At 65.2% G+C, this 11780-nt stretch carries 10 protein-coding genes; 1 reads left to right on the top strand and 9 read right to left on the bottom strand.

What is annotated here, in order from left to right:
- The 9 genes from PMI38_RS24215 to edd form a co-directional block, all read right to left on the bottom strand.
- On the bottom strand, window positions 1-710 hold a 710-nt coding region (locus PMI38_RS24215), incomplete at its 3' end, for an ABC transporter ATP-binding protein (RefSeq protein WP_008100051.1).
- A gap of 3 nt (window positions 711-713) precedes the next feature.
- Window positions 714-1553, bottom strand: a complete 840-nt coding sequence (locus PMI38_RS24220) for a carbohydrate ABC transporter permease (RefSeq protein ID WP_008100053.1) — start codon at window positions 1551-1553, stop codon at window positions 714-716.
- Entirely contained in the window at window positions 1546-2454 is a 909-nt protein-coding gene (locus tag PMI38_RS24225; RefSeq protein ID WP_008100055.1) for a carbohydrate ABC transporter permease, read from the bottom strand. Before PMI38_RS24225 ends, PMI38_RS24220 begins: the two co-directional genes overlap by 8 nt.
- A 153-nt stretch (window positions 2455-2607) precedes the next feature.
- Entirely contained in the window at window positions 2608-3894 is a 1287-nt protein-coding gene (locus PMI38_RS24230) for an ABC transporter substrate-binding protein (RefSeq protein ID WP_008100057.1), read from the bottom strand.
- Between the two features lie 103 nt (window positions 3895-3997).
- On the bottom strand, window positions 3998-5221 hold the full coding sequence (locus PMI38_RS24235; RefSeq protein ID WP_081502582.1) for a D-mannose isomerase: 1224 nt from the start codon (window positions 5219-5221) through the stop codon (window positions 3998-4000).
- A gap of 126 nt (window positions 5222-5347) precedes the next feature.
- Complete coding sequence (locus PMI38_RS24240; RefSeq protein ID WP_008100062.1) at window positions 5348-6799, bottom strand: ATP-binding protein; 1452 nt, start codon at window positions 6797-6799, stop codon at window positions 5348-5350.
- Window positions 6783-7478, bottom strand: coding sequence for a two-component system response regulator GltR (gene gltR, locus PMI38_RS24245; protein WP_400639362.1), 696 nt, complete (start codon window positions 7476-7478; stop codon window positions 6783-6785). Before gltR ends, PMI38_RS24240 begins: the two co-directional genes overlap by 17 nt.
- A 187-nt stretch (window positions 7479-7665) precedes the next feature.
- Window positions 7666-8625, bottom strand: coding sequence for a glucokinase (locus PMI38_RS24250; protein WP_008100066.1), 960 nt, complete (start codon window positions 8623-8625; stop codon window positions 7666-7668).
- Window positions 8622-10448, bottom strand: a complete 1827-nt coding sequence (gene edd / locus PMI38_RS24255) for a phosphogluconate dehydratase (protein ID WP_008100068.1) — start codon at window positions 10446-10448, stop codon at window positions 8622-8624. The genes PMI38_RS24250 and edd overlap by 4 nt, the downstream gene beginning before the upstream one ends.
- A gap of 263 nt (window positions 10449-10711) precedes the next feature.
- On the opposite strand from edd, the gene gap reads away from it, so the two are divergent.
- Window positions 10712-11713, top strand: coding sequence for a type I glyceraldehyde-3-phosphate dehydrogenase (gap, locus tag PMI38_RS24260; RefSeq protein WP_008100070.1), 1002 nt, complete (start codon window positions 10712-10714; stop codon window positions 11711-11713).
- Window positions 11714-11780 lie beyond the last annotated feature (67 nt).

The raw sequence follows: 11780 nt of genomic DNA on the forward strand, positions 1-11780 counted from the left end.
CCGATGAAGCTGGCGACGAACTGGTTGGCCGGGTCGTTGTAGATCTGCTGCGGGGTGCCGAATTGCTGGATGATGCCGTCCTTCATCACCGCCACCTTGTCGCCCAGGGTCATCGCCTCGATCTGGTCGTGGGTGACGTACACCGTGGTGGTCTTCAGGCGCTGGTGCATCAGCTTCATTTCGGTACGCATCTCGACCCGTAGCTTGGCGTCGAGGTTCGACAGCGGTTCGTCGAACAGGTAGAGCTTCGGTCGCCGCGCCAGCGCCCGTCCCATGGCCACCCGCTGCTGCTGGCCCCCGGACAGCTGCGCCGGCTTGCGCGCCAGCAGGTGCTCGATCTGCAACAGCTTGGCCACCCGCGCCACTTCTTCGTCGATGGCCGCCTGGGGCATCTTGCGGATCTTCAGGCCGAACTCGATGTTCTCGCGCACGCTCATGGTCGGGTACAGCGCGTAGGACTGGAACACCATGGCGATGTCGCGATCCTTGGGGCTCATGCCGCTGACGTCCTGGTCGTCGATGAGGATCGCGCCGCCAGTGATGTTCTCCAGGCCGGCGATGCAGTTCATCAGGGTCGATTTACCACAGCCCGAAGGGCCGACCAGGATCAGGAACTCGCCGTCCCGGATCGACAGCTGGATGTCCTTGAGCGTGTCCGGCAGGCCACTGCCGTAGGTCTTGTTCACATTGCGAAGTTCAAGCGTTGCCATGACTTACCCCTTGACGGCGCCGGCTGTGAGCCCGCGGACGAAATACTTGCCTGCCACCACGTAGACCAGCAGGGTTGGCAGGCCGGCGATCATCGCCGCCGCCATGTCGACGTTGTATTCCTTGGCCCCGGTGTTGGTGTTGACCAGGTTGTTCAGGGCCACGGTGATCGGTTGCGAGTCGCCGCTGGAAAACACCACGCCGAACAGGAAGTCGTTCCAGATCTGGGTGAACTGCCAGATCAGGCAGACCATGATGATCGGCGTCGACATCGGCAGGATGATGCGGCGCAAGATGGTGAAGAAGCCGGCGCCGTCCAGGCGCGCCGCCTTGACCAACGCATCGGGCACACTGACGTAGAAGTTGCGGAAGAACAGCGTGGTGAACGCCAGGCCGTAGACCACATGCACCAGCACCAGGCCGCCAGTGGTACTGGCCAGGCCCAGCTTGCCGAGGGTGAACGAAGCCGGCAGCAGCACGGTCTGGAACGGCAGGAAGCAGCCGAACAGCAGCAGGCCGAAGAACAGCTGCGAACCGCGGAAGCGCCACATCGACAGCACATAGCCGTTGAGCGCGCCGATGGCGGTGGAAATCAGCACCGCCGGCACGGTGATCATGATCGAGTTCCAGAAGTACCCGCTCACCGTCTCCCAGGCCTTGACCCAGCCGATGCCGGTGACCACCACCGGCCAGCTCAGCAAGTTGCCGCTGCCGATGTCCTCCGGGGTCTTGAAGCTGGTCAGCAGCATCACCACCAGCGGCACCAGGTACAGCAGCACGGCGCCCAGCAACACGGCGTGGATGGCGAGGCGGCTCAGGCTCATTTTCGCGGCGGGGCTATGCATGGCGTTTGCTCCGCAACTCCGAGTACAGGTAAGGCACGAGGATCGCCAGGATCGCCCCGAGCATGAGGATGGCGCTGGCCGAGCCCATGCCCATCTGGCCGCGGCTGAAGGTGAACGAGTACATGAACATCGCCGGCAGGTCGGACGAATACCCCGGCCCGCCAGCGGTCATCGCCGCCACCAGGTCGAAGCTCTTGATGGCGATGTGCGAGAGGATCATCAGTGCGCTGAAGAACACCGGGCGCAGGCTTGGCAGCACCACGGTCCAGTAGATGCGCGGCAGGCTCGCACCGTCGATCTGCGCGGCGCGGATGATCGACGGGTCAACGCCACGCAAGCCGGCGAGGAACATCGCCATGATGAAGCCCGAGGCCTGCCACACGGCAGCGATCACCAGGCAGTACACCACCCGGTCGGGGTCGATCAGCCAGTCCAGGCGAAAGCCCTCCCAGCCCCAGTCGCGCAGCAGCTTGTCCAGGCCCATGCCGGGGTTGAGCAGCCACTTCCAGGCAGTGCCGGTGACAATCATCGACAGTGCCATGGGGTAGAGGTAAATGGTGCGAATGAAGCCTTCGCGGCGGATGCGCTGGTCGAGCAGCACCGCCAGCAGCACGCCGATGGCCAGGCTGATGGCGATGAACAGGCCGCCGAACAGCAACAGGTTCTTGCTCGCCACCCACCAGCGGTCGTTGTCGAACAGCCGGGCGTATTGCGCCAGCCCCGCCCACTTGTAGGTCGGCAGGAAGGTCGAGGTGGTGAAGGACAGGACGAAGGTCCACAGGATGTAGCCGTAGAACCCCACCAGGACGATGAACATGCTCGGCGCCAGCACCAGTTTCGGTAGCCAGCGCTGAAGCGCGTCCAGGGGTGAGGCCCGCAATTGGGCGGTTGCTGTAGTCATGGGTCACCTTGCTCAGAAAACCAAGGAGCGTGCGCGATCCCTGTGGGAGCGGGCTTGCCCCGCGAACACCGGCACAGCCGGTGCCAGGCAACGCGGTGCCTGCTTCGCGGGACAAGCCCGCTCCCACAAAGGGCGGCGCAGCCTCTGAAGTGCCTACTTGGCCGCCTTGACCGCCGCCGCCAGTTTCTTCGCCGCATCCGCCGGGTCGGCCTTGGGGTCGTTGATGTAGTTGGTCACCACATCGAAGAACGCCCCCTGCACGGCCAGCGTGGTGGCCATGTTGTGCGCCATGCTCGGCTGCAGGCCGCCGGTCTTGGCGTCGGCCAGGAAGTCTTTGGCAGAGGTCTGGGCGCAGGCATCGAAGCCGTATTTGCCCATGTCGGCGAGCATGTCGTTACGCACCGGGATCGACCCCTTGTTGGTGCTGAAGACTTTCTGGAAGTCCTGGCCGAGGACCTTGCGCGCGATGTCCTGCTGGCCGGCGGCCGTGCCCGGGTCCTTTTGCTTGAACACCACCAGCGAGTCGATGTTGTAGAGGAAGGCCTGGTCGGTACCGGGGAACGCCACGCACTGGTAGTCCTTGCCGGCGACCTTCTTGGCCAGGGTCCACTCGCTCTTGGCCCAGTCGCCCATGATCTGCATACCGGCCTTGCCGTTGATGACCTTGGCCGCTTCCAGGTTCCAGTCCTGGCCCTTGCCGTCCGGGTCCATGTAGGTGGCGACCTTCTTCAGCTCGGTCAGCGCCTTGACCATCTCCGGTCCCGTCAGCGCCGCATTGTCGAGGTCAACCAGCGCCTTCTTGTAGCCGTCCACGCCCATCACCGACAGCACCACGCTTTCGAACACGGTGCTGTCCTGCCAGGGTTGGCCACCATGGGCTAGAGGGATGAAACCTGCGGCCTTGAGCTTGTCGGCGGCAGCGTAGAACTCGTCGAGGGTGGCCGGCGCCTTGTCGATGCCGGCCTTCTTGAACACTTCGGGGTTGATCCACAGCCAGTTGATGCGGTGGATGTTCACCGGCACGGCGACGTAGTCACCGTCGTACTTCACGGTGTCGGCGACTTTCTTGTCGAGCAGTGTGTCCCACTGCTCCTGCTTGGCCACATCCTTGAGCACGTCAGCATCGAGCAGGCCGGTGGCTGCCCAGTCCTGGATATCCGGGCCCTTGATCTGGGCCACGCCAGGTGGGTTGCCGGCCACGGCCCGACTCTTGAGCACGGTCATCGCCGTGGCGCCGCCACCGCCGGCGACCGCGCCGTCTTTCCAGGTGAAGCCATCTTGCTCGACCTGGGCCTTGAGCACATCGACCGCGGCTTTTTCACCGCCTGAGGTCCACCAGTGCACCACCTCGACGCTGCCTTTCGAATCGGCAGCCAAGGCACTGAGCGGGAAGGCAGAGGCAAGGGAGATCGCGGCAGCGAGACGGAGCGTGGAATTCATCGGAGTACCTTTATTGTTGTTATGCGGGCAAGTCGGTCGCTTGCATTGCATGGAGTCTAAACAGAGTGCCGGCTGCGCCAGGTAACGAAGCGATGCGTGAATGTCATCGTTTGGTGACATTGCGCGCCAAGCCCGTCGCCAGGCTGGGCGCCAGCGCCAACCCTGGCAGCAGCACGGCTTGATAGGCATGGTAGAGATCCGGCTTGCCGGCCCAGATCGTCGCGGCAGGCCGATTCGCAGGGTCCAGCTGGTGATGCCAACTGCCGGCACTGCGGTCGATGAAATGGCGCTCGATGAACTGCCAGAAGCACTGGTACCACACCGCATACGCTTGCTCGCCGGTGCGCCGCAGCAGGGCCGCGGCACTGGCGCAGGCTTCGGCATGTACCCAGTGCAGGCGCTCGCGCACCCGCGGCCGATCATCCCAATCCAGGGTGTAGACCAGGCCTGCTTCACCGTCGACGTTCCACGCCAACCGGCAGGCGCTGTCGAACAGGCCACGGGCACATTCCAGCAGCCATTCGGGCGTCGACAGCCCGGCCAAGCGCCGCGCCGCCTCCAGATGCAGAAGCAGGCGCGACCATTCGAACCCGTGGCCGGGCGTGACGCCATAGGGGCGAAAGTGGTCGGCAGGGTTATCGCGGTTGTAGTCGACCAAGGGTCGCCAGTGCGTATCGAAATGCTCGTTGACGCGAAAGCCGTTGACAGCGGCATGGCGGTAGATGATGCGCTCGGCGATGAGCAGGGCGCGCTCCAGCCAGAGGGTATCGCCGGTGACATCGGCCAGGGCGAGGAACGCTTCGGTGGCGTGCATGTTGCTGTTGGCGCCGCGGTAGGCTTCAGGCCGTTGCCAGTCACTGGCATAGGATTCACACAATGCCCCCTCCTCTTCGTCCCAGAAATGCGCTTCGATGACCCGGAGGGCGTCCACCAGCAGACCTTGCGCGCCATTGGCGCCCGCCGCCACGGCGGAGCTGGCGGCCAGGGCGACGAAGGCATGCAGGTAGGCTGCCTTGCCGTTGTCGCCCTGGCCGAAGGGGGCGGCGAACCAGCCACCGTTCCGGGCGTCGTGCAAAGGCCCGCGCAGGGCCCTGACGCCATGTTCTACCAAGGCCAGGCAACCGGGCTCAGCCTGCAGGTGGGCCAGGGCGAAGCTGTGGGTCATGCGGGCGGTGATGAGGGTTTCGGCGGTGGCCGTGGGCGGCAGTTGGCCGAGCGCGTCGAGGCTGGCGAAGCCATGGGGCACACGCGAGGCCTTGGCGAAAGACAGCAGGCGCTGGCCTTCGGCCTTGAGCCAGGGTTCGGTGGGGAAATCCAGGAGGTTCATGTACGGCTTCATCCATGCCTGAGGTTTGCAGAGTCTAGCCAGCCGCCCTGGCTGGAATGTCACGAAGACCGGTGGGTAGGTCACCTGGCCGTGACATTTGTGTTGCCGGCGATAGGGCCCGTGACTTCAATCCACCCCTCGCGGCAGATACAACGTCACCCGCAACCCACCCTCGCGCAAGTTCAGCAAACTCACCTCACCACCATGGCTGTGGGCAATGTTGCGCGCGATCCCCAGCCCCAGCCCGTACCCCTGCTGCTGCCCGGCCAGCCGAAAGTGCGGCTCGAACACCTGCTCCAGGCGCTGCTGCGGAACACCCGGCCCCTGATCATCCACCTGCAGCACGAAGGCATCGGCGCTGTCGATGATGCGCAGGCGCGCCCGCTCGCCATACTTGATGGCATTGTCGATCAGGTTGCCGATGCAACGTCGTACCGCCAGTGGCTTGCCCGGGTACGGCGCCACGGCCCGGCCCTCGACCGTGATTCGGCCATCGCCCAGGTAAGGCTCGGCGAGGATTTCCAGCACCTGGTTGAGGTCGATCGGCTCGATGTTCTCGTGGATGTCGGTGTCCTTCACGCATTGCAGTGCGCCTTTGACCAGCAGCTCCAGTTCGTCCAGGTCCTGGCTGAACTTGGCCTGCAGGCGCTCGTCCTCCAACAGTTCCACCCGCAGCCGCAACCGCGTGATCGGCGTGCGCAGGTCATGGGAAATCGCGCTGAACAATTGCGAACGCTCGGTCAGGTAACGGCTGATGCGCTCGCGCATGCTGTTGAAGGCCCGCCCCACCTCGACCACCTCGCTGCCGCCCCCTTCAGCCACCGGTGCCACATCGGCGCCCAGCGAAAGTTCCCGCGCAGCACGGGCCAGGCGCTTGAGCGGCCAGCTCTGCCAGTGCACCAGCATGCCGATGAACAGCAACAGCAAGGCGGTGGTGAGCACGATGAAACCGATCTGCTGGCGCGGCAGGCGCTCGGCCTCGAGGCTGGTATAGGGCTCGGGCAGCAACGAGGCAATGTACAGCCACTCGCCTTCATCCAGGCGAATCTGGGTGACCAGTACCGGCGGGTTGAGCGGCTCCAGGGTCAGCGAATAGTGCGCCCATGACCGGGGCAGCTCATCGAGCTTCAGGCCACTGTTGAAGATGCGCAGGTCATCGGGGCCGACGAACTCCACGGAGATGTCCATCTGCGCGCCCAGGCGCTCGTGCAACACGCGCTGGAACACGTCGATGACCGCCTGCTTGCGCGGCGTGACGGGCAATACCGGCATGTCCAGCGGCTTGTCGTTGAGCGAGACGAAAAAGCGCGTGCCGCCCATGCTGCGCAGTTGGTCGAGCACCATGGGCCGATAGCCCACCGGCAAGGAGCGGAAGTAGCTGACACTGGCGCTCATGGAGTGGGCCAGGCTGCTGGCGCTGGCGCGCAAGCCCTGCAACTGGCTGGCGCGCAGCTGGGCGACCCAGATCACGCTGGACAGGCCCTGGGCCAGCAGTACCACCAGCAGGGTCAGCAGCAGCATGCGCCCCAGCAGCGAGCGTGGCAGCAGGCGCCAGCGCCGCTCAGCAGGTGCCGACATGAGCCGCCAACAGGTAGCCACTGCCGCGCACGGTGCGGATCAGCCTCGGTGGTTTTTCGGTGTCGCGCAGGCGCTGGCGCAAACGGCTGACCGCCATGTCGACGATGCGGTCCAGCGGCATCGGCTCGCGGCCGCGGGTGGCATTGCCGATGGTGTCGCGGTCGAGGATCTGCTGCGGGTGATCGAGGAACAGCTTGAGCAAGGCGAAGTCGGCGCCCGAGAGGATTACCTCTTCACCATCGCGGTGAAACAGGCGGTGGCTGACCGTGTCCAGGCGCCAGTCGTCGAAGGCCAGCACGGCGCTGGCCGGCGCCGCCTGGCCGAACTCTGCGCGGCGCAGCAGGGCCTTGATCCGTGCCTGCAGCTCGCGCGGGCTGAAGGGTTTGCCCAGGTAGTCGTCGGCGCCCAGCTCCAGGCCGATGACGCGATCGGCTTCGTCGGAACTGGCCGTGAGCATGATGATCGGCACCCGCGACTGGCGGGGGTGCTGGCGCACCCAGCGGCACAGGCTGAAGCCGTCTTCGTCGGGCAGCATCACATCGAGGATGACCAGGTCGCAGGGGGTGCTTTCCAGCGCCTGGCGAAAGCCCTGGCCGTCGGCTTCGGCATGCACCTGCAGGCCCGCGCGGCTCAGGTAGGTTTGCAGAAGCTCGCGGATTTCCTGGTCGTCGTCGACCATCAGGATCGTTTTTCCGGCAGTGCTCAAGGTGTCCCGCCCTCTTGTTGTTGTCACAGGTCTTTGTTGCCTGCTGCAGGGGCCGCTGCGCGCCCCGATCGCCGGCAAGCCGGCTGCCACAAGTTGTTGTGCAATCCCTGTGGGAGCTGGCTTGCCAGCGATTGGGCTGCGCAGCAGCCCCCTTCTCGAATCAATGATCCAGCGCCTGCTGCAAGGCCACCCCAGCGCCCAGCAAACCGGAAAACTCCGCCGTCACCAGCCACACTGGCACCCCGTCGAAGTAACCACTCATGCACCCCTTGTCGGCAAAGCTCGCGGCAAAGCCACTGCGCAGGAACAGCTCGGCAAAGCGCGGAATCACCCCGCCGACAATATAGACTCCGCCCCGCGCGCCCAGGGTCAGCACATTGTTCCCGGCCACCCGGCCAAGGAACCGGCAGAACTGTTCGACCACCGCCAACGCCCGTGGCTCGCCACCCAAGGCAGCATCGGTAACCTGCGCAGGCGTCTTGTGAAGCGGTGCGTCACCGTCCAGCGCACAAATGGCCTGGTACAAACGCACCAGCCCGCCACCGCTGAGCACCGTTTCGGCGCTGACGTGGCCAATCTGCTGGTGGATGTGCTGATGGATCGCCGCCTCGCGGGCATTGCCCACGGGCAGGTCGACATGCCCACCTTCGCCCGGCAACGCTTGCCAGTGCCGCTCGCCGAGGCGCAGCAGGCTGCCAACGCCCAGGCCTGTACCCGGGCCAATCACCAGCGCAGGCCGCGACGGGTCGGCCTGGCCGGGGCACACTTCGCGAAATTCTCCGTGCTGCAGGCGGGTCATGCCCAAGGCCATGGCCGAGAAGTCGTTGATCAGCAGCAGCCGCTCGACCTGCAAGGTCTTGCAGAAGGCGCTGCGGCTCAACCGCCAATGGTTGTTGGTGAAGCGAAACTCATCGCCATCGACCGGCCCGGCCACCGCCAGGCAGACCGCCGACAAGCCCCCGCGAGCGATGCCCTGGTCGTCCAGGTAAGCCTCGATGGCCTGCTCGGGGCTGGTGTAGTCCGCCGTGGCGAAGACCTTCACCTCATGCAGCTGGTTGTCACGCCACAACGCAAAACGGGCATTGGTGCCGCCGATGTCGCCAACCAGCAAGTCCTTCATTTGAGGTTCTCCAGGCCCGAGGTGAAGGCGCTCGCACCCTGCTCTGCCGGGCTGAACGCCATGCGCATGAAACCGAACAGCTCGCGGCCGCAACCCAGGTCGTTGCCCTGGGGCGGCGCCGGCAGGTCGCGGCTGGCCAGCTCCTCGGCCGACACCAGCACCTGCAACGTGCCTTCGACACCATCGACCCGCACCCTATCACCATCGCGCACCCGTGCAAGCGGGCCACCGTCGAACGCTTCCGGGCAGACGTGGATGGCCGCCGGGATTTTCCCCGACGCGCCGGACATGCGCCCGTCGGTCACCAACGCCACCTTGTAGCCGCGGTCCTGCAGCACGCCAAGGAACGGCGTCAGCTTGTGCAGCTCTGGCATGCCGTTGCAGCGCGGCCCCTGGAAGCGCACCACGGCGACGAAATCACGCTCCAGCTCGCCGGCCTTGAACGCATCGGCCAGCGACTGCTGGTCGTGGAAGATCCGTGCCGGGGCCTCCACCACCTGGTGCTCGGGGGCCACGGCGGAGACTTTCATCACCCCACGGCCAAGGTTGCCTTCCATCACCCGCAAGCCGCCTTCGGCCGAGAACGGTCGCGCCACCGGGCGCAGGATGCTTTCGTCCAGGCTCTGCTGTGGCCCTTCGCGCCAGACCAGCTTGCCGTTGTCGAGGAACGGCTCCTGGGTGTAGCGGCGCAAGCCGTGGCCGGCCACGGTATTGACGTCCTCGTGCAGCAGGCCGGCATCGAGCAGCTCACGGATCAGGAAGGCCATGCCACCGGCGGCCTGGAAGTGGTTGATGTCGGCTTTGCCGTTGGGATAGACGTGGGACAGGGTCGGCACCACCTCGGACAGGTCGGCCATGTCCTGCCAGGTCAGCTGGATGCCGGCGGCCTGGGCAATTGCCGGGATATGCAGGGTATGGTTGGTCGAGCCGCCGGTGGCATGCAAGGCGACGATCGAGTTGACCAGTGCCTTCTCGTCGACGATCTCGCCCAGCGGCATGAAGCTGCCACTGGCCTTGGTCAGGCGCGTGACCTGCTGCGCGGCCTCGGCGGTGAGGGCGTCGCGCAACGGGGTGTAGGGGTTGACGAACGAAGCGCCCGGCAGGTGCAGGCCCATCACTTCCATCACCAGCTGGTTGGTGTTGGCGGTGCCGTAGAAGGTGCAGGTGCCGGGGCTGTGGTAGGAGTTCATCTCCGACTCCAGCAACTCCTCGCGGCTGGCCTTGCCCTCGGCATAGCGCTGGCGCACATCGGCCTTCTGCTTGTTGGAAATGCCCGACACCATCGGCCCGCCGGGCACGAAGATGGTCGGCAGATGGCCAAAGCGCAGCGCACCCATCATCAGCCCGGGGACGATCTTGTCGCAGATGCCGAGCATCAGCGCGGCGTCGAACATGTTGTGCGACAGCGCCACCGCCGTGGACATGGCGATCACTTCGCGACTGGCGATGGCCAGCTCCATGCCGGGCTCGCCCTGGGTCACGCCATCGCACATGGCCGGCACGCCGCCGGCGAACTGGCCGACCGAGCCGACCTCGCGCAGGGCTTGCTTGATCTGTTCGGGGAAGTGCAGGTAAGGCTGGTGGGCCGACAGCATGTCGTTGTAGGCCGAGACAATGGCCACGTTGGCCGCGTTCATCAGCCGCAGGCTCTGCTTGTCTTCGGCGCCGCACCCGGCCACGCCGTGGGCGAAGTTGGCGCATTGCAGGCTGGCCCGCATGGGTCCGTCGCTGGCCGCGCCGCGAATCAGCTGCAGGTAGCGTTCACGGGTGGCACGGCTGCGTTCGGTCAGCCGTTGGGTGACCTCAAGGATGCGCGGGTGCATGTACTGGACTCCAGGCTAACGATTAGGGCGGTTTACCGGACATTTCCCCTCCAAACGATTGCGACCTAGGCTCTAGGTAAAGGGCCCGGTGCAACGGCGCAGGGGATCGCCCGACCACTCGTTGTATGTTTAAACAAAATACTGCCAGTAAAAACGCTTGTTTTCTATCGCTCAGTGAATAATCTTGTAATTCCAACAACAAAACCGTTTCAGTGAAGCTACTTTGTGCCACAGGTTTCACTCGGACCGCCAGAGGTACTGCCATGACCCTACGCATCGCCATCAACGGATTCGGCCGCATCGGGCGCAACATCCTGCGCGCACTGTATACCCAAGGCTACCGCCAGGACCTGCAGGTCGTCGCCATCAACGACCTGGGCGATAGCGCGATGAACGCCCACCTGCTCAAGTTCGACAGCGTGCACGGCACATTCGCTGCATCGGTCGAGGCCGATCACGAGAGCCTGACGGTGAACGGTGACCGCATCGCCGTGAGCGCCATTCGCAACCCGGCCGAACTGCCCTGGAAGGCCGAGGCGATCGACGTGGTGTTCGAATGCACCGGGCTGTTCACCGACCGCGCCAAGGCGGCCGCGCACCTGGCGGCGGGGGCTGGCAAGGTGATTGTCTCGGCGCCGGCCAAGGGCGCCGACGCCACGGTGGTGTACGGGGTCAACCATGACATCCTGCGTGCTTCGCACCAGGTCATTTCCAGCGCCTCGTGCACCACCAACTGCCTGGCCCCGATCGCCCAGGTGCTGCACCGCGAATTTGGCATCGAGCAAGGCTTGATGACCACCATCCACGCCTATACCAATGACCAGGTGCTGACCGACGTCTACCACGGCGACCCGTACCGGGCCCGCTCTGCCACCCAGTCGATGATCCCCAGCAAGACCGGCGCCGCCGAGGCCGTGGGCCTGGTGCTGCCTGAGCTGGCCGGCAAACTGACCGGCATGGCGGTGCGGGTGCCGGTGATCAACGTGTCGCTGGTCGACCTCACCGTCAACCTCAAGCGCGAGGCCACCGCCGAGCAGGTCAACCAGCTGTTCCTGGAGGCCAGCCTGCACTCCAAGGTACTCGGTTACAACGCCTTGCCGCTGGTGTCGTGCGACTTCAACCACAACCCGCTGTCGTCGATCTTCGATGCCAACCACACCCGAGCCAACGGGCGGATGCTCAAGGTGCTGGCCTGGTACGACAACGAGTGGGGCTTCTCCAACCGAATGCTGGATAACTGCCTGGCGTTGTGTAGCGCTCGCTGATACCGCGTCGGCCCTATCGCCGGCAAGCCGGCTCCCACAGGCTCCCGCCGAACCTGTGGGAGCCGGC

It is taken from the genome of Pseudomonas sp. GM84 (assembly GCF_000282535.1).
GTDB lineage: Bacteria > Pseudomonadota > Gammaproteobacteria > Pseudomonadales > Pseudomonadaceae > Aquipseudomonas.